Origin of the sequence: Rahnella aceris (genome assembly GCF_011684115.1) — a bacterium.
GTDB classification, from domain to species: Bacteria; Pseudomonadota; Gammaproteobacteria; order Enterobacterales; family Enterobacteriaceae; genus Rahnella; species Rahnella aceris.
This window is the reverse complement of record NZ_JAADJV010000003.1, coordinates 119,885-145,843: the sequence shown is the minus strand read 5'-3', so window position 1 is coordinate 145,843 and position 25,959 is coordinate 119,885. Positions and strand designations below refer to the sequence as shown.

At 52.3% G+C, this 25,959-nt stretch carries 25 protein-coding genes and 1 pseudogene; 17 read left to right on the top strand and 9 right to left on the bottom strand.

What is annotated here, in order from left to right; translation table 11 throughout:
* Positions 1-662: 662 nt before the first annotated feature.
* The 9 genes from fhuE (at position 663) to GW591_RS16150 (ending at position 11,097) form a co-directional block, all read left to right on the top strand.
* The gene (fhuE, locus tag GW591_RS16190) at positions 663-2,888 is read left to right on the top strand and encodes a ferric-rhodotorulic acid/ferric-coprogen receptor FhuE (RefSeq protein WP_191996260.1); all 2,226 of its coding nucleotides are present in this window, start codon (positions 663-665) and stop codon (positions 2,886-2,888) included.
* Positions 2,889-3,224: 336 nt separating this feature from the next.
* The gene (locus tag GW591_RS16185) at positions 3,225-4,262 is read left to right on the top strand and encodes a dipeptidase (protein ID WP_119262324.1); all 1,038 of its coding nucleotides are present in this window, start codon (positions 3,225-3,227) and stop codon (positions 4,260-4,262) included.
* A 170-nt stretch (positions 4,263-4,432) separates the two neighbouring features.
* Positions 4,433-4,504 carry a pyrroloquinoline quinone precursor peptide PqqA gene (gene pqqA, locus GW591_RS16180; RefSeq protein ID WP_013578120.1) on the top strand — a complete coding sequence of 24 codons (72 nt, stop codon included), beginning with the start codon at positions 4,433-4,435 and terminating at the stop codon, positions 4,502-4,504.
* A gap of 58 nt (positions 4,505-4,562) precedes the next feature.
* Positions 4,563-5,474, top strand: a complete 912-nt coding sequence (pqqB, locus tag GW591_RS16175; protein WP_013578119.1) for a pyrroloquinoline quinone biosynthesis protein PqqB — start codon at positions 4,563-4,565, stop codon at positions 5,472-5,474.
* A gap of 11 nt (positions 5,475-5,485) precedes the next feature.
* Positions 5,486-6,253 carry a pyrroloquinoline-quinone synthase PqqC gene (gene pqqC, locus GW591_RS16170; protein ID WP_013578118.1) on the top strand — a complete coding sequence of 256 codons (768 nt, stop codon included), beginning with the start codon at positions 5,486-5,488 and terminating at the stop codon, positions 6,251-6,253.
* 26 nt (positions 6,254-6,279) lie between these two features.
* Positions 6,280-6,537 carry a pyrroloquinoline quinone biosynthesis peptide chaperone PqqD gene (gene pqqD / locus GW591_RS16165; protein ID WP_037033221.1) on the top strand — a complete coding sequence of 86 codons (258 nt, stop codon included), beginning with the start codon at positions 6,280-6,282 and terminating at the stop codon, positions 6,535-6,537.
* Positions 6,524-7,657, top strand: coding sequence for a pyrroloquinoline quinone biosynthesis protein PqqE (pqqE, locus tag GW591_RS16160; protein ID WP_370447509.1), 1,134 nt, complete (start codon positions 6,524-6,526; stop codon positions 7,655-7,657). Before pqqD ends, pqqE begins: the two co-directional genes overlap by 14 nt.
* A 7-nt stretch (positions 7,658-7,664) precedes the next feature.
* Positions 7,665-9,857 (top strand): pyrroloquinoline quinone biosynthesis protein PqqF, encoded by a 2,193-nt coding sequence (gene pqqF, locus GW591_RS16155; RefSeq protein ID WP_112198724.1) that lies wholly within the window; start codon positions 7,665-7,667, stop codon positions 9,855-9,857.
* A 112-nt stretch (positions 9,858-9,969) separates the two neighbouring features.
* On the top strand, positions 9,970-11,097 hold the full coding sequence (locus tag GW591_RS16150; protein WP_166860984.1) for a sensor domain-containing diguanylate cyclase: 1,128 nt from the start codon (positions 9,970-9,972) through the stop codon (positions 11,095-11,097).
* Between the two features lie 44 nt (positions 11,098-11,141).
* Here the strand turns inward: GW591_RS16150 and lldD are convergent, their stop codons facing one another.
* The gene (gene lldD / locus GW591_RS16145) at positions 11,142-12,305 is read right to left on the bottom strand and encodes an FMN-dependent L-lactate dehydrogenase LldD (RefSeq protein ID WP_121019890.1); all 1,164 of its coding nucleotides are present in this window, start codon (positions 12,303-12,305) and stop codon (positions 11,142-11,144) included.
* Between the two features lie 437 nt (positions 12,306-12,742).
* Positions 12,743-13,270 carry a DUF2778 domain-containing protein gene (locus GW591_RS16140; RefSeq protein ID WP_131637451.1) on the bottom strand — a complete coding sequence of 176 codons (528 nt, stop codon included), beginning with the start codon at positions 13,268-13,270 and terminating at the stop codon, positions 12,743-12,745.
* Between the two features lie 189 nt (positions 13,271-13,459).
* On the opposite strand from GW591_RS16140, the gene GW591_RS16135 reads away from it, so the two are divergent.
* Positions 13,460-13,945 (top strand): Hcp family type VI secretion system effector, encoded by a 486-nt coding sequence (locus tag GW591_RS16135; protein ID WP_131637449.1) that lies wholly within the window; start codon positions 13,460-13,462, stop codon positions 13,943-13,945.
* 24 nt (positions 13,946-13,969) lie between these two features.
* On the opposite strand, the pseudogene GW591_RS16130 reads toward GW591_RS16135, so the two are convergent.
* Both GW591_RS16130 and GW591_RS16125 read right to left on the bottom strand, forming a co-directional pair.
* Positions 13,970-14,302: pseudogene (locus GW591_RS16130) on the bottom strand (ferric citrate ABC transporter ATP-binding protein FecE); the annotation flags it as partial.
* A 125-nt stretch (positions 14,303-14,427) separates the two neighbouring features.
* Positions 14,428-14,646 carry a YgdI/YgdR family lipoprotein gene (locus GW591_RS16125; protein WP_013578112.1) on the bottom strand — a complete coding sequence of 73 codons (219 nt, stop codon included), beginning with the start codon at positions 14,644-14,646 and terminating at the stop codon, positions 14,428-14,430.
* Between the two features lie 378 nt (positions 14,647-15,024).
* Between GW591_RS16125 and GW591_RS16120 the strand changes: the two genes are divergently transcribed.
* The 7 genes from GW591_RS16120 (at position 15,025) to GW591_RS16090 (ending at position 20,360) form a co-directional block, all read left to right on the top strand.
* Positions 15,025-15,399, top strand: a complete 375-nt coding sequence (locus GW591_RS16120) for a hypothetical protein (RefSeq protein ID WP_013578111.1) — start codon at positions 15,025-15,027, stop codon at positions 15,397-15,399.
* A 112-nt stretch (positions 15,400-15,511) separates the two neighbouring features.
* Positions 15,512-16,837: a heme anaerobic degradation radical SAM methyltransferase ChuW/HutW gene (hutW, locus tag GW591_RS16115; RefSeq protein WP_166860982.1), complete on the top strand. Its 1,326-nt coding sequence runs from the start codon at positions 15,512-15,514 to the stop codon at positions 16,835-16,837.
* Positions 16,824-17,336, top strand: coding sequence for a heme utilization cystosolic carrier protein HutX (hutX, locus tag GW591_RS16110; protein WP_404814850.1), 513 nt, complete (start codon positions 16,824-16,826; stop codon positions 17,334-17,336). The genes hutW and hutX overlap by 14 nt, the downstream gene beginning before the upstream one ends.
* A complete protein-coding gene (locus GW591_RS16105) occupies positions 17,333-17,956 on the top strand; it encodes an NAD(P)H-binding protein (RefSeq protein WP_014416649.1) in 624 nt (207 codons plus the stop codon). Before hutX ends, GW591_RS16105 begins: the two co-directional genes overlap by 4 nt.
* Before the next feature lie 167 nt (positions 17,957-18,123).
* Positions 18,124-18,345, top strand: a complete 222-nt coding sequence (locus GW591_RS16100; RefSeq protein ID WP_014416648.1) for a YdgH/BhsA/McbA-like domain containing protein — start codon at positions 18,124-18,126, stop codon at positions 18,343-18,345.
* 195 nt (positions 18,346-18,540) lie between these two features.
* Positions 18,541-19,890, top strand: coding sequence for a type II toxin-antitoxin system HipA family toxin (locus tag GW591_RS16095; protein ID WP_013578107.1), 1,350 nt, complete (start codon positions 18,541-18,543; stop codon positions 19,888-19,890).
* A complete protein-coding gene (locus GW591_RS16090) occupies positions 19,887-20,360 on the top strand; it encodes a helix-turn-helix transcriptional regulator (RefSeq protein WP_013578106.1) in 474 nt (157 codons plus the stop codon). Before GW591_RS16095 ends, GW591_RS16090 begins: the two co-directional genes overlap by 4 nt.
* Positions 20,361-20,419: 59 nt before the next feature.
* Here the strand turns inward: GW591_RS16090 and GW591_RS16085 are convergent, their stop codons facing one another.
* The 5 genes from GW591_RS16085 to GW591_RS16065 form a co-directional block, all read right to left on the bottom strand.
* A complete protein-coding gene (locus tag GW591_RS16085; protein WP_013578105.1) occupies positions 20,420-20,740 on the bottom strand; it encodes a DMT family transporter in 321 nt (106 codons plus the stop codon).
* Between the two features lie 115 nt (positions 20,741-20,855).
* On the bottom strand, positions 20,856-21,710 hold the full coding sequence (locus tag GW591_RS16080; protein ID WP_013578104.1) for a LysR family transcriptional regulator: 855 nt from the start codon (positions 21,708-21,710) through the stop codon (positions 20,856-20,858).
* A gap of 196 nt (positions 21,711-21,906) precedes the next feature.
* A complete protein-coding gene (locus GW591_RS16075) occupies positions 21,907-23,406 on the bottom strand; it encodes a UbiD family decarboxylase (RefSeq protein ID WP_013578103.1) in 1,500 nt (499 codons plus the stop codon).
* A 246-nt stretch (positions 23,407-23,652) separates the two neighbouring features.
* Positions 23,653-25,119, bottom strand: coding sequence for a sensor histidine kinase (locus GW591_RS16070; protein ID WP_166860978.1), 1,467 nt, complete (start codon positions 25,117-25,119; stop codon positions 23,653-23,655).
* A 3-nt stretch (positions 25,120-25,122) separates the two neighbouring features.
* Positions 25,123-25,845: a response regulator transcription factor gene (locus GW591_RS16065; protein WP_013578101.1), complete on the bottom strand. Its 723-nt coding sequence runs from the start codon at positions 25,843-25,845 to the stop codon at positions 25,123-25,125.
* Between the last annotated feature and the right edge of the window lie 114 nt (positions 25,846-25,959).

Here is a 25,959-nt window from a genome sequence, read left to right as displayed (position 1 = left end):
TAGCCGAATCAAACGTTAATCCGGCAGGTGGTGACACTCTACAAAACGAACGTTTAGATGTCTAGATTTCTTAATGGCTAAAAGGTGGGTTTTTAATGGCAAATTGGTCTCACTCGCCGTGAGGGGGCTTGATCTGGAAAATTTTGGTTTCTCACTTGCCGTGAGGTCCGGACCGGGACAATTTCGGTTTCTCAAGTGCTGCGATCACTTAACGCGCTGCGCCGAAACCGACCAAGAGGGAAAAGTGCTTTTTCCCTCTTGGATCTCCCTTCGCTTTTTCAACACGCGCTATCGCTCGCTGGCTATGTTTCAGGTAGCACAGCGACAGGCTGGAAATCTTGCCGCTGCGCGGTGCCTTCATTTCGGGATTGCAGCCTCAGGTCTGCAACCTCTCATTCAGCAAGCTTTCTGAATCGCCCGCAGGATTATAAATTCAACAACAGAGTGTTTTATCTTTGCTCCTCCCCCTGTCTGTAATATTTATTTACATCGTTAAACCCAATGCGTATTATTCTCATTCGCTTTATTAACCATGACCATTTTATCTTGTCCAGCCCTTGTTCCGGGGGATTCTGGCGGGATTTGCTCATGCAGATAAAGCCGTATTCATACAAAAATGCCGTGGCCTAAAAAATAAAAAAATAACCGTGTGGAGAATAGTTATGTGTGTCTTTTCAGGGAATTGCGTTGTCAGGAACAATAAGCAAAATATTCATAATAATTCAGGAAAGAAACTTTCACTTTCAGTGATCGCATTGTTAATTTCGTCGTCTTTGCATTCTGCTTATGCCGCAGAAACTCCCGCTAAAAAAACGGCGGGCGATACCGTTGTCGTGACCGGTGAGAATAATAGCGCCGGGGTCGCGGAGACTGCCGCCACCGATTACAGTGTTCCGGTCACCACTGCGGGCACAAAAATGGCCCTGACGGCGCGCGATATTCCGCAATCCGTCAGTATCATCAGCAAGCAACGTATGCTGGATCAGCAACTGCAATCTCTGGGTGATGTGCTGAGAAACACCACCGGTATTCAGGAAAGCGTCTCGGATCTCGACCGCCGTACTTATTACGCGCGTGGCTTTCTGATCGACAACTACATGGTCGATAACATTCCGACCACCTTCGACCCGCGCTGGGATCTGGGTGATTCCCAGTCTGACACGGCGATTTATGAACGTATCGAAGTGGTGCGCGGTGCAACCGGTCTGATGACCGGCCCCGGCAACCCGTCAGCATCCGTCAATCAGGTGCGTAAACACGCCGACAGCAAAGAATTCACCGGCAATGTTTCTGCTACTTACGGTAGCTGGAATAAACAACGTTACGTGGCAGATTTATCCACACCGCTGAACGAATCCGGCAGCGTACGTGGCCGCCTGATCACCGGTTATCAGGACAAAAACAGCTACGTTGAACGCTACGGCGCCACCAAAAAATTCGTCTATGCCACCGTGGATGCCGACCTCACCGATTCCACCCTGCTTTCCGCAGGCTACGAATTCCAGCAAACCAACACCGACAGCCCGACCTGGGGCGGTATGCCGCGCTGGTATCTGGACGGCAGCAAAACCGATTATCGTCGCGGCTTTAACTCCGCACCGGACTGGGCGTACAGCGATAAAGAAACGACTAAGCTGTTCACCACCCTGAAGCAGTCGTTCGATAACGGCTGGCAGGCCACGCTGAATGGCACCCATACCGAATCCCGTATCGACAGTAAGATGATGTATATCGACGGGACATTCGATAAAACCACCGGCGTCGGCGAATCCGCTTATGCCGGTTATCCGGTGGTGGCGGGAACCGGTTATAACACCGGTAAACGTAAAGTCGATGGTGTAGATGCCTTTGCCAGCGGCCCGTATGAACTGTTTGGCCGTCAGCATGAACTGATGACCGGTGTGAGCTACAGCAAACAGCAGAACACCTATTACAGTTCATTTGCCAATATCTCAACCGAAGAACTGGGCAATTTTAACGATTTCAACGGTCAGTTCCCTGAAACTGACTGGGGTCCGCGCGCGCTGGCGGAAGAAAATGTTATCCGTCAGAAATCGGCTTACGTGGCTACGCGTCTTTCACTGGCGGATCCGCTGCACCTGATCGTTGGCGCACGCTACACCAACTGGAATTCTCACACGCTCACCGACCAGATCGAGAAGAACAACATCACGCCGTACGCAGGTCTGGTGTTCGACATCAACGATACCTGGTCGACCTATGCGAGCTACACCTCAGTGTTCCAGCCGCAAACTTACCGCGATATCAACGGCGGCTACCTTTCACCGGTCATCGGCAAAAACTACGAAGCGGGCGTAAAATCTGACTGGTTTAACAGCCGTCTGACCGCGTCGGTTTCTATCTTCCGCGCGGAGCTGGATAACGTGGCACAAAGCACCGGCCGCATTATTCCTGGCACAACCGATACCGCCTATGAAGGCAAAAACGGCACCGTCAGCCGCGGCGTGGAATTTGAAGTGAACGGCGCGCTGACCGATAACTGGCAGATGACGTTCGGCGGTACCCGTTACATTGCAGAAGATGAAAATGGCGATGCAGTTAATCCGCAACTGCCGCGCACCCAGCTAAAACTGTTCTCCAGCTACCGTCTGCCGATGTTGCAGGATCTGACCGTCGGCGGTGGCGTGAACTGGCAGACCCACGTCTGGGATACCGTTCCGGGCCCAAGCGGCAACGGCACCCGTTATGCGGAACAAGGCAGCTACGCGCTGGTTAACCTGTTCAGTCGTTATCAGGTCACCAGACAACTGGCGGTGCAGGCCAACGTGAATAATCTGTTTGACAAAGAATATGACACCAGCGTGAACCAGTATGTGGTCTACGGCGAACCAAGGAATGTGTCGGTGACGGCGAGCTATAGTTTCTGATTTGCTGAGGCCGCAGCAATAATTCAAATGCAGAATGTTTTTCTGTTTGCTCCTCCCCCTGCGAAGGGGGAGGTTGGGAGGGGGTTTTAATGGCTAATTCTTTGTAAAAGCACACTTTAACTATTGGATTTTGACCTTAATACCCCACCCCAACCCTCCCCTTCGCAGGGGAGGGAGCTGACTGAGATTTGCCTGACCAGCAGACAAAAGGTCAAAGCCGTATTTTTCTTTCACCTCCACATGAAAACAAGTCAGTCAAATCACTTAACATCACCCAAACAAACCATTACATATTCCGCATACATTTTCGTGCTTTTATAAAGTACCATTAACATCATGAACTCCATTCCACATCCCCCTGTCTTCGACGGTCATAACGACCTGTTACTGCGCCTGTGGCTGCATGATGCAGCAGATCCTGCTGCCCTGTTTCTTGATGGCTCACTGGAAGGACATCTCGATCTCAGGCGTTGTCGCCTCGGTGGCTTCGCGGGTGGCTTATTTGCCATTTTCGTACCACCTGATTCGTATATGCCACAACTGAAGCCAAATTCTCCGGCTGTGCCTCATGACGCGTTAGCCATCACACAGGCACAGATTTCACTGCTGGAACGTATCGAAACACAGTCATCCGGGCGGGCAAAAATCTGCCGGACGGTTGCCGAAATTGAGCAGTGTATCGCTCACGACGTGCTGGCAATGGTGATGCATATTGAAGGCGCGGAAGCGCTGGGAGATGACTTCTCGCGGCTGGAACTCTGGTATGAAAAAGGGCTGCGCAGCATCGGCCCACTGTGGAATTTACCCAATCAGTTTGGGACCGGCGTGAAAGGCGATTTTCCGGGTTCGCCGGATACCGGTGAGGGTCTGACGCCCGCCGGGCTTGGATTGCTGCGTGAGTGTAACCGGAAAAGGATCTTGTTCGATGTCTCGCACATGAACGAAAAGGCCTTCTGGCAGACGGCAAAACTCACCGATGCACCGCTGGTTGCCACCCATTCCAATGTGCATGCGCTATGCCCGCAACCGCGCAACCTAACCGATAAACAACTGGCTGCCATTGCGGAAAGCGACGGCTTTGTTGGCGTTAATTTCGGCACAGCGTTTCTGCGGGCAGATGGAAAACGTAACGGTGACACCCCAATCACCGAAATTGTTAAACATCTTGATAACCTTCTTGGTAAACTGGGCGAAGAAAATGTCGGTTTTGGTTCGGATTTCGACGGCATCAATGTGCCGGATGTCCTCGGCGATGTCGCCGGATTGCCGTTACTGATTCAGGCCATGTCTGATGCGGGTTACGGCGACGTATTGATCGAAAAAATCGCCTGCCGTAACTGGCTGAAAGTATTAAAGCAAACGTGGGGTGAATAGTTTTTCATCCGGCATTTTGCGCTAATCCCTGTGGCTTACAGGGCAATATCGGTTTGAGCTCATCGCAACATTTTCTTAGCCAAACCAGCGATATTTGACAATAAGCCGATCACCTGCCGCAATTAAAACGGCAGTGAACTTAAAACTGTAATCACCAAGAGGACGTAATTATGTGGACTAAACCTTCTTTCGAAGACCTGCGTTTAGGCTTAGAAGTGACGCTGTACATTTCTAACCGCTAAGCCCTTGTGCCCACGGTTAACTGTGGGCATCTTCCTTCCCTTTCCCCCTGGTTCTCACATGCAGATTATCGTACTTGGTTCCGCGGCAGGCGGCGGCTTCCCTCAGTGGAACTGCAATTGCAGCAACTGTCAGGGCGTTCGCAACGGCACCATGAAAACCTCTCCGCGGACCCAGTCGTCAATTGCCGTCAGCGACAATGGCACCGACTGGGTGCTGTGTAACGCCTCGCCGGACATTTGCCACCAGATTGCCGCCACGCCGGAACTGATAAAACACGACGTTTTACGCGGCACCGCCATCGGCTCCATCATCCTGACCGACAGCCAGATTGATCACTGCACCGGCCTGCTGAATTTACGCGAAGGCTGTCCGCATCAGGTGTGGTGTACGCCGGAAGTGCATGAAGATCTCACCACCGGCTTCCCGATTTTCACCATGCTTTCGCACTGGAATGGCGGCCTGCAACACCACGCTATCGGGCCGGAGAAGCGCTTCTCCGTGGCGGTGTGCCCGAATCTGAAATTCACGGCCATTCCGCTGCTGAGTAACGCGCCGCCTTATTCGAAATACCGCGGCAAACCGCTCCCCGGCCACAATATCGCGCTGTTTATTGAAGACACGAAAACCGGCACCTCGCTGCTGTACGCACCGGGTCTGGGCGAGCCAGATGATGAACTGCTGAAGTGGCTGCATAAAGCCGATTGCCTGCTGATTGACGGCACGCTGTGGCAGGACAACGAGCTGGCGACCACCGGCGTCGGCCGCAATACCGGCAAGGACATGGGCCATCTGGCCCTTGCCGAAGAACAAGGGCTGATTGCCCTGCTGTCTTCCCTTCCGGCAGAACGCAAAATTCTCATCCATATTAATAATACCAACCCGATCCTCAATGAAGCCTCTGCCGAGCGGCAGGCACTGACGCAGCAAAACATCGAAGTCAGTTGGGACGGGATGCGCATCGAACTTTAGGTAAAACGATTATGACGACATCTTCAAACCGGACGTCACCGATGACGCCGGAAGCTTTTGAACAGGCGCTGCGGGCCAAAGGCGCGTTTTATCACATCCATCATCCGTACCATATTGCGATGCACAATGGTCAGGCGACGCGCGAGCAAATTCAGGGCTGGGTAGCGAACCGGTTCTATTATCAGACCAGCATTCCGCTGAAAGACGCGGCCATTATGGCCAATTGCCCGGATGCGCAAACCCGACGCAAATGGGTGCAGCGTATTCTCGATCACGACGGCTACGGCGGCAGTGAAGGCGGTATCGAAGCCTGGCTGCGACTGGGGGAAGCGGTCGGTCTGGATCGTGATGTGCTGCTTTCAGAAGAAAAGGTGTTACCGGGTGTACGTTTTGCGGTCGATGCTTACGTTAACTTTGCGCGCCGCGCCGTCTGGCAGGAAGCGGCATGCAGCTCGCTGACTGAACTGTTCGCCCCGCAAATCCATCAGGCGCGTCTCGATACCTGGCCGCAGCATTACAAATGGATTGAGGAAGAAGGTTATGGCTATTTCCGCAGCCGTCTGAGTCAGGCGAATCGCGACGTGGAACACGGCCTGCAACTGGCGCTGGAATACTGCGATACCGTCGAAAAACAGCAGCGCATGCTGGAAATCCTGCAATTCAAACTCGACATTCTGTGGAGCATGCTCGATGCCATGAGCATGGCTTACGAACTGAACCGCCCGCCGTACCACAGCGTGACGCAACAGGCGGTCTGGCATAAAGGACGACTTCTGTGATCACCATTACCGAACACTACACGCCGATGTTCCGTCGCGGCTACCGCATGCAGTTTGAGAAAACGCAGGACTGCCACGTAATTCTGTATCCGGAAGGGATGGCGAAACTTAACGACAGCGCGACCTTCATTTTGCAACTGGTCGACGGCGAGCGGACGATTGCCAATATCATCGATGAGCTGAATGCCCGCTTCCCGGAAGCCGGTGGCGTGAATGATGACGTCAAAGATTTCTTCGCTCAGGCCCATGCTCAAAAGTGGATTACCTTCCGTGAACCTGCTTAAACCTGCGGTCAAACCACCGTTGTGGCTGCTGGCCGAACTGACCTACCGCTGCCCGTTGCAATGTCCGTATTGCTCGAACCCGCTTGATTTCGCCAAACAGGAAAAAGAGCTGACCACCGCACAGTGGATCAAAGTGTTCGAAGAAGCGCGGGAAATGGGTGCAGTGCAAATCGGTTTCTCCGGCGGCGAGCCATTGGTGCGTAAAGATTTGCCTGAACTTATCCGTGCTGCCCGCGATCTCGGTTTTTACACCAACCTGATCACGTCCGGTATCGGGCTGACCGAGAAGAAAATCGATGCGTTTGCCGAAGCCGGACTGGATCATATCCAGATCAGTTTTCAGGCCAGCGATGAAACGCTGAACGCCGCACTGGCGGGTAACGCTAAAGCATTCCGGCAAAAACTCGACATGGCAAAAGCGGTGAAAGCCCACGGTTATCCGATGGTGCTGAACTTCGTGCTGCACCGCCATAACATCGACCAGATCGACAAGATTATCGACCTGAGTATCGAGCTGGAAGCCGATGACGTTGAGCTGGCGACCTGTCAGTTTTACGGCTGGGCGCAGCTTAACCGCGAAGGACTATTGCCGACCCGCGAGCAGATCGCCCGCGCCGAAAATGTGGTGCATCAGTATCGCGAGAAAATGGCGGGCACCGGTAATCTGGCCAACCTGCTGTTTGTGACGCCCGATTATTACGAAGAACGTCCGAAAGGCTGCATGGGCGGCTGGGGAGCGATATTCCTCAGTGTGACGCCGGAAGGCATGGCGCTGCCGTGCCACAGCGCGCGTCAGTTGCCGGTCGAATTCCCGTCTGTACTGGAAAATACCTTGCAGGAAATCTGGTACGACTCGTTCGGCTTTAACAAATACCGCGGCTTCGACTGGATGCCGGAACCCTGCCGTTCCTGTTCTGAAAAAGAGAAAGACTTCGGCGGCTGCCGCTGTCAGGCGTTTATGCTCACCGGCAACGCCGACAACGCCGATCCGGTGTGCTCCAAATCCGAACATCATGGCAAAATTGTGGCAGCTCGCGAACAGGCCAACTGCACCAACATTCAGATCAATCAGTTGCAGTTCCGCAACCGCGCGAACTCGCAGTTGATTTTTAAAGGCTGAGGGTCTGATGCTGCCAGCCGTACACACCCTGACACTGGCTAACGGATTGCGGGTCAATATTCTTCACGACCCACAGGCCTCGCGTGCTGCCGCACTCATTCATTTGGATGCCGGAAGTCATCACGAACCGCCCGCGTTTCCCGGTCTGGCGCACCTGTTCGAGCACGTCGTGTTTGCCGGAAGCCGTCAGTTTCAGGGTGATGAACGGCTGATGATGTGGGCGCAGTCCGAAGGAGCGCGACTCAACGCCAGCACGCACGCCACCTCGACGGCGTGGTTTTTCGATATGACACCGGCAAAGTTTGCAGACGGTCTGGCGCGTCTGACGGATATGCTGGCGCAACCTTTGCTGGCAACGGAGGCCGTGCAGCAGGAAGTGGCGGTGATCGACGCCGAATACCGCATGCTGACCGGTCATGCGGATTCCCTTTGTAATGCGGCGCTGAGTCTGGCCTTTGCGGCTCCGGCACAACTGCATGATTTTCACGTCGGTAACCGTACCGCTTTCGGTGAGGATATTTCCGCTCTGCAACAGGCACTGACGGACTATCATCAGCAATTCTTCACCGCAGGGCAGCTCACGTTGTGGTTACAGGGGCCGCAATCTGTCGCTGAACTGACCACGCTGGCAGAGCGTTACGGCAATGCCTTTGTTGCCTGCAACGGTTCTCAGCCAGCGCCTGCTCAGCCTCTGGTATTGCGCGACGAACGCCATCTGCAATTGCGTCTTGACGGGTCACCACGACTGCGTTTTTCGTTCCCGGTCACGCCCTCGCCCGCGCTGACGTTATTGCGTCAGCTCCTGGCGGATGAAGCACCGGGCAGTTTGCTGGATCAACTTCGAACCCAGGCGCTGGCAGACAGCGTGCAGGTTTCGCTGCCGTACGCATCCGACAGTGACGCTATTCTCAGTATTGAATTTCTCGTCTGCGATACCACGCCTGTTTTATGTGCACGTGTGGAAACACTGTTCTGCCACTGGCTGCAACAGATTCATGCTTTACGCACCGGGCATTTGCAACATTACATTGCCCTCGCGCATCGCGATTTCAGCCGCCTGACGCCGTTGGATCAACTGCGCGCCCGCACCCTGGATTTCCCGCCCGCCGCGCATAACGGCTGGCAGATATTGCTCAGCGAGTTAAAGCCGGAAAACATGACGCGGCTGTGGATTGCGCCGGATGTGTCTGGTCAAAACACCCCGGTAAAAGGCTTCACCCTGCCGGTCAGTTTTAAAGAATGGCAATCACAATGTGACAACGTCACGAAATCACCTTTTAGGTTTTACCTCCCGTCCGCCGGAATCACGCTTAAAACAGGGGAAAGCATCCTGACCACCGGTGCCCCGCTGACCTTACTTCAGGCGTGTATCGCCCGCGCCAGCCTGCGCGCCCTTTGCGCGCAATCTGCCCATGCAGGTCATTCTCTGGTGTTTACCTGTGCGCAGGGCAACGGATTATTACAACTTAGCGGCTCTCAGGCATGGGCGACGCGCACGCTCGCCACGGCGCTCGAACTGCTGCGCGCGCCTTCTCCCGCCGCGCTGGCACAAGGCAAACGGCTGTTTGAGCAGGAACAGCATCAGCTGGCATCGGATATCGCGATACGCACCCTGCTGGCAAAACTGCCGGAAGTGGTCAGCAGCTCGTCAGGCGGAGTGCATGAATTCACGACCGCCGGAGACGATGCTGCGGTATTGCTATTCTGTCCGCTGGCGGAAAACACCGCTGAATGCCTGGCCGCCACGCAGATTTTAGCGTCGTTCCTCGAACCCAAATTCTTCCAGCAATTGCGCGTCGAAAAAAATGTCGGATACGTAGTGAGTTGCCGTTTCCATCAGACCGCCCGCCAGTCCGGCATTTTGTTTGCATTACAATCGCCGACGTATAGCGCAGAAACACTGCTGGGGTTTATCCATACGTTTATCGCGCAGATCCCGGCCATCATTGACGGCATTACCCCGGAGACACTGGAAGAAAAGCGCTGCGTGTTGCGGGAATCGCTTAGCGCGCGGCCCGCTGACAGGCTGGAAGCGGCGAGGCAGCAATGGTTAAGGGAGTTTGCCTTTGCGCCCCCCGTGAATGAGATGGTCATCGCGGGCGTAACTGGGGAACAACTGGCTGCCTGTCTACGAACACCGGACAACGCCTTCCCCTGCGAAGGGGAGGGTTGGGGTATTACAAAAAAATCAAGAAGTTGATGTCTGCTTTGGCCATCGTTTCGTCCTTAAAACCCCTCCCGGCCTCCGCAGGGGGAGGAGTAAAAACTCTTCCTCGTCTACACTATCCACGAAGACGACGTTAAGGAAAACCATGCAAAAAACCACTCACACGCGGCAAGACACAGCGTTTAACGCCCTGCTGGATCACTATAAAAAAGCCTCACTGCGCATCAGCGCTATCTGGTTGCTGCTCGCCAATCTTGGTTTTGTGCTTTTTTTATTCGGACGTCATCAGTTCAGGGTATTACTGGATCCGAACGCCGACGTGGCGGTTTCCGGTCCGGTTCTGGATAATTTAGCCCTGATTTTCCTGGTATTTTTTATCATTCTTTTGCCCGTGCTGCGCTTCATACGCTCACGTACGCCCGCGATGATACTGGCGTTTCTGGTCGGTTTATTCTGGGCCGTGGTGTTCCATTTCATGCTGGCCAGTGACACGCAGCAACAACTGGTCTTCCCGCTGTTCTGTATGCTGATTTTTACGGCGCTGATTGCGCTGTACCCGACCATGCCGATCCTTTACAGCTTCACATTACCGCTGTGGTTTTCATTATTTTTTCATCTGGTACTGCTGAAAGCGGATATTCCGATTCTGGAAATCGCTGCGATGATTGTCGTCAGCGCCCTGTTTGAAAGCGCGCGTATTATGCTCAGCCGCTGGTTTGTCCTTTCTGTCAGGCGGGAATGCGACAACCAGTTGCTGGTCAGCAAGCTGGATAATCTGGCGCATTATGATCCGCTGACGGGCGTAGCGAACCGCCGCCAGCTTGATAATCAGCTTGAACAACTGATTGCGCAAACGGAACGTCAGGGCGGCACCTTTTCCCTGATCATGATTGACGTGGATTATTTCAAAAAATACAACGACCATTACGGCCATCAGACCGGAGATACTTGTCTGGTGGGCATCGCGGAGTGTTTTAAACAGGTCGTAAGACAACCGGCCGATCTGGTGGCCCGTTATGGCGGTGAGGAGTTTGTGATCCTGCTGCACAGCGCCACCGCCGACGATGCGGAGGTCGTCGCGGAACGCATCAGGCAAAGCGTAACGCAGGCGGCTATCCCGCACGCCTTATCACAGGTGGCAGACACGGTGACGGTCAGCCAGGGCATTATGCAATGGTCGCCGGGCATGACTTCGCTGGAATTACTCAAACGTGCCGACGGTGCGCTGTATGACGCCAAACATGCAGGCAGAAACGGCTATTGCGTGGGGTAATGAAACAGGGCGTGGCTTCAAACGGAAGTTGCGCCCTCTGCATTTTACAAGGTCGCGCGATGCAACTGATTCCGTCCGTAAACCAGCGAATCGCCACTGATATCAGCAATGGATTTCGCCCCGGTCAATGTCATCGCTACCCGCATTTCTTTTTCGATCAGGTTCAGCAGATTAATGACCCCGGCCTCGCCCGCCGCCGCCAGCGCATACACAAACGCCCTGCCCAGCAGCACGCTGTCTGCACCGAGCGCAATCATGCGGACCACGTCCAGACCGGTGCGAATGCCGGAATCGGCGAGAATGGTGATGTCACCTTTCACCGCGTCTGCAATAGCCGGCAGTGCGTGGGCGGTGGACAACACACCGTCAAGCTGACGGCCGCCGTGGTTGGAGACCACAATGCCATCAGCACCAAATTTCACCGCGTCTTTTGCATCTTCCGGATCCAGAATCCCTTTGATAATCATCGGGCCTTTCCAGAACTCACGGATCCATTCCAGATCTTTCCATGAAATCGACGGGTCGAAGTTTGCGCCCAGCCAGCCGATATAATCCTCCAGCGTGGTGGGTTTGCCGCGATAAGCGGAAACATTACCCAGATCATGCGGTTTGCCATTCAGCCCCACATCCCAGGCCCATTGCGGATGCATGACCGCCTGCAACATGCGGCGTGCAGCGGCGTTTGGACCGCTCATGCCGGAATGCGCATCGCGATAACGTGCGCCGGGCGTCGGCATATCCACGGTAAACACCAGCGTTTTAACCCCCGCCGCCTGCGCGCGTTCCAGCGCATTGCGCATGAAACCCCGGTCTTTCAACACATAAAGCTGGAACCACATCGGCCGGTCGATGGCCGGTGCAACCTCTTCAATCGGACAGACAGAGACGGTGGAAAGCGTGAAAGGAATGCCTTTTTTCGCCGCCGCGCGGGCAGCCTGCACTTCGCCGCGTCGCGCGTACATACCGGTCAGACCGACCGGTGCCAGCACGACGGGCATCGCCAGTTTTTCGCCAAACAGTTGTGTCTCAAGACTGAGATCGGACATGTTTTTGAGGATGCGCTGACGCAAGGCGATGTCGGCCAGATCGGCGGTATTACGTCTGAGTGTATGCTCGTTGTAAGCGCCGCCGTCGATGTAATGAAACAGGAATGGCGGCAGTTTACTTTTTGCCGCGGCGCGGTAGTCCGTTGATGCAGAAATGATCATGATGTTTTCTCGTTATCTTGCGCTCTTTTGATTGGCGCTGTAGGGGTGTCAAAAGTGTAGCTGATAAACACAACCTGAGAGAAAACAATGGCAACGAAAAACCATATTTTTACGCGGCAGAGCATGGGAGTAGAAAGAAGGAGAAATCTTGAAAATGCGCGGCGGGTTTAATCTCGCCGCATTGATGATGTCCACGGATTCATCATTTATCGGGTTTGTTCAGATGCCAGTGTAAAAGCCTGACGATCACCTGATACAAAAGAACTGTGATAACAGGACAAATAATAAATAGCGTCAATCCGATAAAGCCTTCAACGTCTGGTTCTCCAAATAACGCGGCTGTGTCATTCCAGAAGATATATTGTTCTTTAGTCACCGGGGATGAAGGCCGCAGAATAAGAAAAACCAGAACGTAAATGCCCACTGCAATTAATATTCTAAATCCCGTTGTCACACGACGCCTGCCCATTCAGGATCACCTCTATCATTCCATAACTCATTAAACCATTGGGTAATTCTGTCTGCCGGGTAGACATCAAGGCCTGACGAATAGCCATAAAATCACTGCGATGCTGAAGGGTGATACATCCATAGGATATCCCCAGCGGGCCGGGAGGATGCAAGCGAAAATTGCCTCGTTCCACTCCTTCTATCCATGTTTTGTCATCTATGGACCCATCGTCCCGATAAAGAGCAAACCACTCCGCCTTAATCACCGGGGTAGGCGTAAACCACGAATAGGAATCACGGATATCGGCCCTGACAACACCTTTCACCCCACCCGTTACTCGTTTCACAATATGATAGCGACCATAGGGAATCGGCCCCAGATTTGGAATTCCAATACAACTTGCCCTGTTGCGATAAGCATCTTTGCCAGAGTAAGCCATGTAAGTACCGACCCCATACATCATCAGAGGGCAGTAATCCGCATCATTAATAACAAACTTTCCTTGTAAAGCCATGAAACCGCCTTTTGAAAATTTAGCTTAAGGGATGACACTACAGGAGTCGCACCGCAAAAAACAGACGTCAGGACTGCCTGAATTGATAATAAAATTCTGAAAATTCAGTCCATTACGACATCCGCTAATTGCGCTGATAGCAGTATGGGCATAACGTGAAGTCTCATTTTATTAAAGGGAATTACAGCAATGCCAATACCCGCTTATATGTGGCTTTATGATGATGGCGGTTCCGCTATCAAAGGTTCAGTGGATGTTGCAGGGCGTGAGGGAAGTATTGAGATCATCGGTTTCAGCCACGGTCTGAATATTCCCGTCGATAGTCGCAGTGGCAGCATTACCGGGACACGCTCTCATTCACCGATGATGTTTGAAAAGGAATTCGATTCGTCGAGTCCTTATTTATATAAAGCGGTTTCAAAAGGCCAAACACTAAAGTCCGCTGAGATCCGCTGGTACCGTATTAACGATGCCGGACGCGAAGAGGTTTATTTTATTATGACGATTGAGGGCGTGAAGATTACTGGCGTAAATCCCGGGATGCCGAACGTTAAAATGTCAGGTAATTCGCAGATTAATCACACGGAATCCGTGTCAATGATGTACAACAAAATCACCTGGCACTATGTTGACGGCAATATTAAATATACCGATGAATGGAATGACCGTTCATGATAAAAATGGGGTTAACACCCCATTTCACCGCACAATACACATCGGCCTGCCCGACGCCGGTTCAGGGTAGATTTGCACATCGATATCAAAAACCTGCGCCAGCAATTCGGGTGTCATCACCTCTTCCGGCGTGCCCTGCGCGATAATTTTGCCCGCCGCCATCATCACCAGATAATCACAATAGCGGCTGGCCTGATTCAAATCGTGCAGCACCGCCACCCGCGTTTTCCCCTGCTGATTCTGACTGCGCAGCAGGTTCATCAGCTCAACCTGATGGCTGATATCAAGATAGGTGGTCGGCTCGTCGAGCAGCATCAGCGATGTCAGCAAACGTGCTCTATTTCCCCTTGAACCAGACCATAAGAGAGATTTATGTTTTTCGGGCTGGCAATCGGCTATAACTTTCTGAGAAAGAAATATATATTTTTACCCTGCAGATGACGCCATTAATGATATTAATGGCGGTTCCTGTGCCAGCGCACTTATTTTTCGACAATCTCTTTTACGTCACCCTGATGAACCTGGTGAACACTGCCATCAGTATCTTTATAAGAGATCAGACCGGTATCTTTGTCTTTCACCGGCTTGCCATGTGTTGTAATCATATGCCCGTCATTGGTTGAAATGACATAGTCACTGGAACAGGCACTGACAGCAAACATGATGCCCATAACAGCCACTACGCTTAATACTTTTTTCATCATAACTCCTGTTGAATTTTAACGCTAAACATCCGAAAAACACGCTATCAGGCTAATAAATATATCATTATTTTCTAACCATCCACTTTCGCATAAGCGTATTCTGATGGCTCATGTTATGCGTTAATACTGTCCTTAAATACAACGCTTTGACAACGGGATGCTGAAAAATAAGGATGATGTTAATATTTTAACATCCTGATAAAGAATTTTTTATGCGTACATTACGCAGAATCCATGCGCATATTTTCTAATTTTAAATTGTTGGCGCTCGTACCGGAACGCGATAATATTCATTATCGGGCGTCCGCAGAGGTATATGCGCAGCAATATCATCATGCCCGGTAAAAGAGAGAATCAATAACCGGAATAGCTCTAATGAAAAATGAGATGAGAATAACTATGCTCAGGAAACCAATATTACTCACGCTGATATTTCTGATATCAGCATGTGCGGGTGAAAAGAATTTTTCAGTGGATTATATTAATAATCATCCCTGGGACATTGCTTATTGTTTACGTCAGAACCTGAATCAAAAAGGCTATCAAACCGGAACACCCGAAAATGATGCAGCCAATATAATGAAAGAAATGACCGTAAGTAAAAATGGAGAAACAGCGGGTATCTACTGGATTGATAAAGCCACTGTGGGGTCTATTGGCCGCTCAGTAAGTACACATAACGTTCAGGACTGGGCGTATCGGGATATGGATGCCGTGTTGCATCAATGTAAGTCAGAACTGGATCAGTAATCCTTTTTAACTTGATACAGATCATCTAAAACGCGGGTTAGGTTTGATCGAATGATAATCATTATCGTTTAATGCTCGGGAATGATTGATTCTTCAGGAGAAGAAGAACCCTATGAGCTTAGACCTCTCGCGTTTTTATGCCGCTGATCAGGGACTGCCATTTCCCGACCGGCGGGCAGTGATGCCATGGCGACCTCAGCAGCCCGTCGCCCCGCAGGATGTCCCTGCACAGTGGCAGGCGCTCTGCATGCGCACACTTGCGGCCAATAAGCGCCTGGTCTATCTGCATATCCCTTTTTGTGCCACGCACTGCACATTCTGCGGGTTCTACCAGAACAAGCTGGAAGCGCAAGCCACAGAACAATACTGCGATTATCTGATCCGCGAAATTGAGCAGGAAGCCGGTTCGCCGCTGCATCAGTCCGCCCCTGTCCACGCCGTGTACTTTGGTGGCGGCACGCCGACCGCGCTCAGCGCGAAACAACTGCACCGGATTATCACCACGCTGCGCCGCAGTTTACCCCTGGCGCCGGACTGCGAAATCACCGTCGAAGGACGTATTCTTAACTTTGATGATGAACGGATTGATGCCTGTCTGGATGCCGGTGCGAACCGCTTTTCCATCGGTATTCAGACCTTTGACACGCGCATCCGCCAGCGAATGGGGCGCCGCGCGAACCGTGACGAAGCCATCAGTTTCCTGCGTAAACTCGGCGAACGTGACCGGGCTGCCGTGGTCTGCGACCTGATGTTCGGATTGCCGGAGCAGACGCCTGAGAGCTGGCGGGAAGATTTGCAGATTATCCGCGACCTGCCGCTGGATGGCGTTGATCTTTATGCGCTGAACCTGCTGCCTTCCACGCCGCTGGGCAAAGCGGTCGGGAATAAACGCACTACACTGCCGGATGTCAGCATGCGCCGCGATTTTTATCTCGAAGGCGAGGCGTTTCTGGCGCGTGATGCCTGGCATCAGATCAGTAACAGTCACTGGGCGCGCAACACCCGCGAGCGCAATCTCTACAATTTGCTGATCAAAAAAGGCGCGGATTGTCTGGCCTTTGGCAGCGGGGCGGGCGGCAATCTGGAGGGTCAGTCGTATATGACGGCGCGCAGTCTGGAAGCGTATTACCAGCAACTGGACGCCGGGTTGAAACCTATCATGATGATGACAGCGTCAACGACCCGCGAGCACCGCTGGCGGCTGGATTTGCAGGGCGGCATCGAAGCGGGCCGTTATGATCTCAGCCGTATTGTTGAAGACCCCTTCCCGCTTGAACCCCTGTTGCAACAATGGCAACAGTGCGGCCTGATGCACAGCGAAGGCCCGCGCTTTAATCTCACGCCTGCCGGGCGGTTCTGGGCCAGCAATATGTTGCAGGCCTTACAAACACTGATCCCTCAACTGACCTTACGGAATGACGCACATGCACACGGATAACCTTCAGTCCCTGATCGACTTTTTAGCCACGCAACCCGACGGCACTGTCGAAGATATCGCCCGGGAATATGCCATCACGCCGCTGGAGGTGATCCGCAATCTGCCGGGAAGTTCTCTGTTTGCAGGCACACATTTTGATGCGGTCTGGGACAACATCACGGCATGGGGCGAGGTGACGACGCTGGTGAATAACGAGGATCTGATCCTTGAATTCCACGGTGAATTGCCGACCGGCACGCATCGTCACGGCTACTTTAATTTGCGCGGTAAACACGGAATGAGCGGCCATATCCGTGCCACACACTGCCAGCATATTGCCCTGGTTGAACGGCCATTTATGGGAATGAGCACAGCAAGTGTCTGGTTTTTAAACGCTTGCGGTTATGCCATGCTCAAGGTTTTCGTCGGGCGCGACAGCCATCGCCAGCTTCTTGCCGATCAGCTGAATGCTTTTCGTGCCCTTCCCGCCATGCTGGCTGAGAGAGAGAAACAACCTTGAATACTTTGCTGATTTTTGGCGCAGGCAGCGGTGTCGGCGCAGAACTGGTTAAGCTCACGGCGCAGGATCGCCCGGTAGTGGCACTGATCCGCAACCCTGAACAAGCCGCAGTATTGCGTGAACAGGGCGTGACCGTCATTGAAGGCGATGCACTCAATTCCGCAGATGTATTGCAGGCCTGCCAGATGGCCGGTCCGGACGCGCAAATCGTGTCAACGCTGGGTGGCAAACTTGCCGATTACACTGCCAACCGGCTGATCATTGATACCGCAGAACAAGCCGGCATCCGCCAGATGTTGCTGGTGACGTCTATCGGTTGCGGCGACAGTTGGCCAACGTTATCCGCACGGGCAAAACAGGCGTTCGGCCAGGCGGTTCGTGAGAAATCACTGGCGGAAAGCTGGCTGCAAACCAGCTCGCTCGAAGGATGTATCCTTCGTCCCGGTGGCCTGATGAACGGTGAGGCGACCGGCAAAGCGCACCTGATCCAAACCGAAGCTCACGGCCGCGTGCGCAGGAGTGATGTCGCCCTGCACATCCAGCAACTGCTGGCCTCAGGCGATGGCTGGGGCAAAGTGTTTGCGCTGTGTGATTCGACGCTGGAGGGAGAACGGTTCTGAATTAAATGCCCCGGAAACGGGGTATTTCGCCCCCTGACATGTTATTCAGAAATTTTAACCAATATCAGCAAATCACTTCGCTATTCATTCTAATCCCACGGCGTTATTCTTCTTCTCATCGAAGGCACATGGCCTTCCCCAAACAAACATTGAGAAGGAATGACATCATGAAATCTATCAAAACTTTCGTTGTTGCTGCTGCACTCGCCACGGTTTCTTTCGGTAGCTTCGCCGCTGAAATCGGCACTGTATCTGCTTCTGGCAATACGTTAGAGGGTCTGGAATCCACCTTCGCAGCCAAAGCCGCTGCCGCCGGTGCAACCTCTTATAAAATCATCGAAGCCGGTGGTCAGAACCGTCTTCACGGCACTGCCGTGTTGTACAAATGATTTGCTGAAGTCCTGAGATAAAAACAAAAGCCGCTCCTTTTACAGAGCGGCTTTGTCATTGGGGTAAAAAACATAATGAGTGGGATATCACTCATTATTGCTTTAAAAAACCTTTAATGAGTTATTTAGGTAACATTAAATGGACTCTCATTGGATAATGAGTAATATACCACTCATACACTAATGGGAGCCCATATGGAATTTTTAACGTTACAAGCTTTCCTCAATAATACCTGGGTTGATATTGCTAACATCACTTTTCCCGGCAGTGAGCAGAATAACTATCGTCTGACCGAACTGAATTATCATTCGGATTACGCTATTGATAACCTTGATCGTGACGATAACCATGCCGCATCGTTGAATCACCCCGTCTCTTTGTTTTTTGATGGTGACGATGAGCGGGGTTGGCTGAAGTTTCTTGATGATATTATTCCCAGCGGTTCAAGTCGCCGCTATTGGGCAAACTATCTCGATCTCGAAGGACTGACAGCCGATCAGCAAAATTTCATTTTGCTCAAACATGGCACCTTGTCCCCTGTTGGCAATCTGCGCATAAAAGAATCATTACCGGAATATAATCCGCTGGCTGAAAAACTTTTCTTCACTATAGAAGATGTTAAAAACCGGGCGGGTGACTTTCTGGACTACGCACAACAACGCGGTGCGGCTGCCGGTGGCGCGACAGGCGCCGGGGGCGAAGCACCAAAGCTGTTGCTGCGTTGTAGCCAGGAACAGCAAATCTGGATTGATACCTACCAGAATGACACTGCCAACCGGGACATTCCCTATTTGGTCAAATATCCCCGTGGCGCAAGAACAGAGGTAGACTGCAATATTCTTCGGGCAGAATTCTATTTCTACCATGAGCTTGAAGCCATGGGGTTTGACACGATCCCGACGCAAAACATGCGGCTGGAAGAAGGGCTGACTTATCCGTCACTCTGGCTTCCGCGTTTTGATATTTCTTTTGAAGAGGAAGGACTTATCAGACGTTTCGGAATGGAATCAGTCTATTCACTCCTGCGCAAAGCGCCCGGTGTGACGCTGTATCATGAAGAAACCCTCCGTGCACTGATCGATAAGATTTCACACAGTCATATGGTGACAGAACAAGGTTTTGATTTTGATATCCCGGGGTTTGTGACTGAATGGGTACGACGAGATCTGCTCAATATTATTTTTGGTAACAGCGATAATCATGGGCGTAACACCTCTTTCCTGAAAGATGAACGCAGCATCCGGCTTGCACCAATCTACGATTTTGCGCCGATGAAAGCCGATCCGGAAGGTATTGCCAGAACGACGAAATGGAAGGCTCCGTTGGAAATCGGCGGTGAATACGATTATCCCGGCATTGCACAATCACTCGATGATCTTGTCCCGGCAGAAACATTACTTTCGGCACTTAAAAACACGTCACATCAACTGTCGGGACTGAAAGAGCGGCTGGAAGCCCGTGGCATACCGCAGCAAATTTTGAACATGCCCGCGATAAGTTTCAGTTTTATTCCTGAAAAGTTACGCCGCTGGGGGTTGTTATGAAAGAACCAGAGATTGCCGCAAACTCTGCGAGAAATACCATTGATAAAATACGGGCTAAACAAAATGAGGCGAATCATGTGCGGCGTGACGCCGGACAAATGCTGGCTCAGGAAGAAACATCTTCCACGGGAAAAAAACAAGCCCAGCGAAGAGTGTCGAACCTGACAAAACCCGTCAGCACCAATGACCGAAATCAAGCCCGGCTCGACATCATGCGGGCGTTACTTTTGGGTGAAATCACGCAGGGACAAGCACTAAAAGCACTGAGGATTACGGTGCTGGGGTTAAAACAAGACGCCTTTGGGAAACTAGTGACAGTGTCACGTAAGACGCTATCAGAAGTGGAAAATGATAAGGGAAATTACACGCCTGACATCATCAACAAACTGTTTAGACCATTTGGCCTGAAAGTCGGGCTGGTGCCGGTTTCTCAGCAGATATTCAGGACTCTCTTTGAGCGCAGTGAGTAAGATGTAAAAAAAGCCGCTCCTTTTACAGAGCGGCTTTGTCATGTTCCGCGTTGCCGCTTCTATCCTTTCGTCGCTACTTTCAGCAAAATTACGCCTGAAAAAATCAGCAGGACGGCGATGACGCGCAGCGGATTAAGGCTTTCGCCAAACATCACAACACCGAGAATGAAAGCGCCGATGGCACCGATGCCTACCCAGACGGTGTAAGACGTGCCGAGGGGCAGCGTTTTCATGGAAATCGCCAGCAAAACGACGCTGAGTATCATGAAGAAGACCGTAAGCATACTGGGAATGAGACGGGTGAAACCGTGAGATTCTTTCATCGCGGTCGACCAGACCACTTCGAAAATACCGGCGAAAAGCAGATAAACCCAGGCCATAAAATGTCCTTAAAACACGCAAGGTCGTCCCTGCATCAGTATGGCTGAGTCTCTGGTCGTCCAGTCAGCATGAAGAGTGGGGATTATAGTTCACTCTTTCCTGACTTTACAAAATCTACGCCTCGGGCAAAAAAGAATCTTTTTCAGTGTGCAGGGTAATAATGGCCGGACGGAAAAGTTTCCCCTTCTGTTCGATTTCAAAGCTGCGGAAGTGACGGCTCTCACCCACTTCAGATCCCGGCATCAGCGCCGCACCGACCAGACCGTCGCGGAACATCTCGATCACCATCCGGGGTTCGGACACTTTCATGATCACATTCACGTCTTTCACTTCTTCATACAGTCGGTTGAGCAGCACTTCATACGTCCCCTCGCCGCCCATGCGGTGCAGCATCACCAGCGGGAAACCGGAGAGATCAGCGAAAGAAAGCGTGCGTTCCGGCAGCGTGTTCGCCAGTTCGCCGGACACCACCGCGACCAGTTTTATCGGCTCGAATTCACGCACGTAGAAAGAACGCACGTCGGCGGGCGTCTGGATCATCGCCATATCCAGCGTTTTGTTCATCACCAGCTCTTCCAGACTGGTCGATTCGGACACTAAAATGTTCGGATCCCAGTCCGGGTTTTTGCGGTACAGCTCGAGAAAAACGGTGTTGAAATAGCGCAGATAAAGGTAAGAAACGCCGATACGCACCGGGCGTTTTTTTTGCGAGGCGATATCGATGGCTTGTCTGGTGACGCTGTTAACCTGATTGAGTATGTCGCTGGTTTTGCGATACAGAAAGCGTCCGGCTTCAGTGAGTACCATTTGTTTGCTGGTGCGGATAAACAGCGGCGAACCGATTTCTTCTTCCAGCTCATGCAGGCGTTTTCCGAGCGGAGGCTGTGCGATATTCAGCACTTTCGCCGCTTTGCTGATCGAGCCCTGCTCAGCGATAGTACAGAAATAGCGCATTCTTTTGAGATCCATCTTTCTTTCCCTTCCTGTCAGTCTGGCCGCGTGACGCCCAGTATACAAAAAGCCACTTCACGGGGAAGTGGCTTGTGCGGACATCCGTCAGTGGATAAACAGGCTCCAGTAGTGGGAAATGGGCATGACCAGAATGTCTCACCGGTCATATAGTTAACCGCCTTCCTGCAATGCGAATTATTTTGGGCACATAATATTAATATTTAAAATCAGGCAGGAATTTCTTCACATCGACGTCTTTAAATTTGGAACGTTCGAAATGGGCTTTCAGATGAAACGGCACTGTGCAGTCGAAAATAGTTTTGCATGACATACCTTCCTGCAAAATACCTGGGCTGTAGGCTGGATGTTGCGAAGGATCCAGCGGATGGCAGCGCACACCCGGAATAGTGACGGTATCCACGTCGCCCTGATAGCGGGTTTGCATCGCCCACAGGATGTCATCGGTATCGAAAATATCCACATCCTCATCCACCAGAATCACGTGTTTCAGCTCGGAAAAGGCTGCAAACGCCAGCAGCGCGGCTTGTCTCTGACGGCCTTCATCCACCGGTGAGGATTTTTTAAATTGCAGCACCGCCAGTAACTTACCGCCACCGGAGGTGTGCGCATGCACATTCAACACACGCCCCGGCATGGCGCGGTCGATCATATCCAGAATACTGGCTTCGGTCGGAATACCGGCCATGCTGACGTGTTCGCCGCTCGGGCCAAGCGTGGTTTGCAGGATAGGATTGCGGCGATGCGTCACCGCTTTCACCTTAATCACCGGCAGCGCGGCTTTGGCTTCACCGGTATAGCCCGGGAATTCAGGCATCGCTTTGCCGGTGTTGGTGTTCTGATCTTCACGGACACGCACATCCGGCAGCAGTTCGCCTTCAATCACGATTTCGGCGTGGGCAATGGCTTTTTCGTCGATGGAAACACAGTGCGTCAGTTCCACCGCTTTCCCGCGTAATGCACCGGCAATGCTCAGTTCGTTGAAGCCCAGCGGCGTGGTGGGTGGCTCGAAGCAGGCGGCAATCTCAATCGCCGGATCAACGCCGATGCTGATGGAAATCGGCAGCGGTTTACCCGCACGCTCGGCTTTTTCGCGGAAAGCATCAATATGGCGACCCGGGGTCAGCCACATCGACAGTTCGTCGCGGCTCTGAATGCACAGGCGGTGAATGGTAATGTCGGATTCTTTGGTTTCAGGATCAGAGGCATAGCACATGCCCATGGTGAAATACGGACCGGCATCTTCTTCGGTATTGGTCGGTGCAGGCAGCAAGGTGCGCAGGTCAAAATTCGGATCATCCGCCAGATACGTCACTTCCTGACAGGGTGCCGTGCCGCGATCCACAACCACGGGCGCGATGGCGTTTTTCACCGAATCTTTCAGCAGGAAACCGAGTTTTTCCGGCGCACAGTTCAGCAGATAGCCCACACGTTCGCGGGTAGACATCAGGCCGGTGACCACACGCACCCCCGGAAAACCTTTGATGGTGTTAAACATCATCGCCGGGCCTTTACGGGTCGGACGTTCACAGGTTCCCCCGGCACCGACATAGCGGTACACGCCGGAGAGTTCCGCATGCGGATCCACTTCCACATCGGTACTGACCATTTCGCCTGGCAGGCTTTCTAAAAATGCAATCGCAGACCGGAGGTCGTGCACGTTATTATTTTGAGGGTGGCTTTCTTTCTTAGACATATTTTTATCCAGGTAAATAAATATTCCACATAATGAGAAAATTATTTTCATCGCCGGATTGAATATATATTTACTGCCGAAGATCAAAAAGTACCGTTTAAATTCACGCGCTAAACCTTTTTGGTTTATATCAAAAAAATAATAATTATTTAACACTAATGAATACATCACAATAACTTAATGACGAAACATTACGTTAATTCCGCCACGGCATTCATACCCTGACGGAAATTAAAAATCAGGAATTTAAACAGGTACGGAAAACTGAAAACAGGCACCGTGTTTCGGTTGTTCAATCAGCCGGATATCGCTGCCGTGGAGTTGCAGAATGCGGCGCACGATCATCAGCCCCAGCCCGCCCGCACGGTGTTTATTGGTACTAAGGATTGACGGACGCACAAACAGGCTGTCTTTCAGCTCCGGCGCAATGCCCGGTCCGCTGTCTTTCAGTTGTACCATCACCTGCCCTTCCTGTTTCCACAGTTTTATTTCGATTACGCCGCCTTCCGGTGTAAAACGAATCGCATTATCCAGCAGATTAGTCAGCACCCGTTCAATCATGCCTAAATCGGCATTCACCAGCGGAATACCCGGCGTGATATCCGCCAGTAATTTTTGCCCGCGCGTTTCAGTCGCCAGTTCAAATTTCTGGAAAACATCCTGCACCAGTTCACTCAGCGAGAAAGGTTCTTTCTGCGGTTTCACCACGCCATATTCCAGCCGTGCCAGTTCAAATAATTCCTGCGCCAGCCGCCCGACTTTTTTACTTTGCGTCAGGGCAATATTCAGATAACGCTGCCGGTCTTCGTTGGTCAGATGTTCAGCTTTCACCGACAACGTTTCCAGATAGCCATGCAGGGAGGTCAGCGGCGTGCGCAGGTCATGAGAAATATTGGCGATAAATTCCCGCCGCTGCTGATCCTGCACCATCAGACTTTGCCATTGCTGGTCGATACGTTTTGCCAGCGCGACAAACGCCTGTTGTAACTGCGTGACTTCATCGCGGGCGGCACCGGCCGGAGTATCCGTTTTCGCCAGCGCCTGAATTGCGTCCATGCCGCCGGAATCGAGTTGTGCAATCTGCCCCGTGAGTTTACGCACCGGGCGCGTCACCCAACGGAACGCCAGCGCACCGGCCAGCAGGCCAAACAGTGCCACCAGCCCCATAGACCGCAGCGCCAGAGAAATCGCCGACTGATACTGCGCGTCGCTGGTCAGTGCGGTGTATTCATCGCCGAGAAGCACGATATACACATAGCCTTTGGTCACACCGTCTACCTGCAACGGCGCGGCGCTGAATACCTGAGGGATTTGCGGGTCACGCGGATTGTCGCCATATACCGGCATTTTCGCGCCGTGCAGCAGCGCATTCACCGGTGCTAAATCGATTTTCTGCTGTTGCAAGCGTCCCGGAGGCGCCGCATTGCCGACGATATTGCCGTCTTTGTCGAGCAGATACACCTCAACGCTCGGATTCACCGCCATCAGCTGATCAAACAGCGTATGGACCGCTTTCGGATCCCAGTCGCCCTGGCTGAGCAGCGGATTATTCGCCGCGATCTGCGTCGCCAGATTGGCCGACAGACGCTGGATCACCGACTGGCTGTACTGGTTGCTGGAACGCACCTGCATATAGCCGGAAAGCGCGCAGCAGGCGATCAGCAACACCATAAACACCAGAGTCAGTCTTTGCGCCAGCGTGAGATTTTTCATGATTTACCCTTGTGACGCCTCAGAAGAGGACACGAATTTATAGCCTTTTCCCCACACGGTCAGAATCCGTTCCGGCTCGGCCGGATTGGTTTCTATCTTGATGCGCAGCCGGTTGATATGGGTGTTCACCGTATGTTCATACCCTTCGTGTTCATAGCCCCAGACCTGATTTAACAGGCTGAGTCGCGAGAATACTTTGCCGGGATTTTTGGCAAAGAAATACAACAGGTCAAACTCGCGGGGCGTCAGCTCGACAGACTGATGATTGAGCATCACGTCACGCGCAATCGGGTCGATCACCAGCCCGGAAAAGCTCAGCGTTCCGGCATCCATTTTCAGATTACGGCTCATCGCTTCCTGCCGCCGGAACAGCGCCTTGACCCGCGCCACCAGTTCCAGCATAGAGAACGGCTTCGCCAGATAATCGTCCGCCCCCAGTTCCAGCCCGAGCACGCGATGTACTTCGCTGGAACGCGCGCTGATAATAATGATCGGCGTATACCGCGTCATATTGCGCGCACGGCGGCAGATTTCCAGACCATCAACGCCCGGCAGCATCAGATCGAGGATCAGCGCGTCCCAGCCGCCCTTCTCCAGATGTGCCACCCCCAGATTGCCGTCGGCGGCGTGGGTAATCTCATAACCTTCATCACGCAGATGCAGGCTGAGCAGTTCTGCGATATCCCCGTCATCTTCAACGATCAGGATCTTCTTCGTCTTATCCATGTGTTATCCCAAAAACGTGGCGTTTCCTAATGGTTTGAGTCTACACAAGCAACCGTCTGCGAGTTATCACATTTTATTTAACTTTGCGTGAGGTCTCGGGGAACAAATCCGCTC

What these genes read in the sequence shown, in the direction of transcription:
- GW591_RS16070 (WP_166860978.1), bottom strand. Translation starts at nt 25,119, where the DNA reads ATGAAAAATCTCACGCTGGCGCAAAGACTGACTCTGGTGTTTATGGTG.
- GW591_RS16080 (WP_013578104.1), bottom strand. Translation starts at nt 21,710, where the DNA reads ATGGATCTCAAAAGAATGCGCTATTTCTGTACTATCGCTGAGCAGGGC.
- GW591_RS16100 (WP_014416648.1), top strand. Translation starts at nt 18,124, where the DNA reads ATGAAATCTATCAAAACTTTCGTTGTTGCTGCTGCACTCGCCACGGTT.
- fhuE (WP_191996260.1), top strand. Translation starts at nt 663, where the DNA reads ATGTGTGTCTTTTCAGGGAATTGCGTTGTCAGGAACAATAAGCAAAAT.
- GW591_RS16125 (WP_013578112.1), bottom strand. Translation starts at nt 14,646, where the DNA reads ATGAAAAAAGTATTAAGCGTAGTGGCTGTTATGGGCATCATGTTTGCT.
- hutW (WP_166860982.1), top strand. Translation starts at nt 15,512, where the DNA reads ATGAGCTTAGACCTCTCGCGTTTTTATGCCGCTGATCAGGGACTGCCA.
- hutX (WP_404814850.1), top strand. Translation starts at nt 16,824, where the DNA reads ATGCACACGGATAACCTTCAGTCCCTGATCGACTTTTTAGCCACGCAA.
- GW591_RS16075 (WP_013578103.1), bottom strand. Translation starts at nt 23,406, where the DNA reads ATGTCTAAGAAAGAAAGCCACCCTCAAAATAATAACGTGCACGACCTC.
- GW591_RS16140 (WP_131637451.1), bottom strand. Translation starts at nt 13,270, where the DNA reads ATGGCTTTACAAGGAAAGTTTGTTATTAATGATGCGGATTACTGCCCT.
- pqqD (WP_037033221.1), top strand. Translation starts at nt 6,280, where the DNA reads ATGTTCCGTCGCGGCTACCGCATGCAGTTTGAGAAAACGCAGGACTGC.
- GW591_RS16090 (WP_013578106.1), top strand. Translation starts at nt 19,887, where the DNA reads ATGAAAGAACCAGAGATTGCCGCAAACTCTGCGAGAAATACCATTGAT.
- pqqF (WP_112198724.1), top strand. Translation starts at nt 7,665, where the DNA reads ATGCTGCCAGCCGTACACACCCTGACACTGGCTAACGGATTGCGGGTC.
- pqqB (WP_013578119.1), top strand. Translation starts at nt 4,563, where the DNA reads ATGCAGATTATCGTACTTGGTTCCGCGGCAGGCGGCGGCTTCCCTCAG.
- GW591_RS16150 (WP_166860984.1), top strand. Translation starts at nt 9,970, where the DNA reads ATGCAAAAAACCACTCACACGCGGCAAGACACAGCGTTTAACGCCCTG.
- GW591_RS16065 (WP_013578101.1), bottom strand. Translation starts at nt 25,845, where the DNA reads ATGGATAAGACGAAGAAGATCCTGATCGTTGAAGATGACGGGGATATC.
- GW591_RS16135 (WP_131637449.1), top strand. Translation starts at nt 13,460, where the DNA reads ATGCCAATACCCGCTTATATGTGGCTTTATGATGATGGCGGTTCCGCT.
- GW591_RS16185 (WP_119262324.1), top strand. Translation starts at nt 3,225, where the DNA reads ATGAACTCCATTCCACATCCCCCTGTCTTCGACGGTCATAACGACCTG.
- GW591_RS16095 (WP_013578107.1), top strand. Translation starts at nt 18,541, where the DNA reads ATGGAATTTTTAACGTTACAAGCTTTCCTCAATAATACCTGGGTTGAT.
- GW591_RS16085 (WP_013578105.1), bottom strand. Translation starts at nt 20,740, where the DNA reads ATGGCCTGGGTTTATCTGCTTTTCGCCGGTATTTTCGAAGTGGTCTGG.
- lldD (WP_121019890.1), bottom strand. Translation starts at nt 12,305, where the DNA reads ATGATCATTTCTGCATCAACGGACTACCGCGCCGCGGCAAAAAGTAAA.
- GW591_RS16120 (WP_013578111.1), top strand. Translation starts at nt 15,025, where the DNA reads ATGAAAAATGAGATGAGAATAACTATGCTCAGGAAACCAATATTACTC.
- pqqC (WP_013578118.1), top strand. Translation starts at nt 5,486, where the DNA reads ATGACGACATCTTCAAACCGGACGTCACCGATGACGCCGGAAGCTTTT.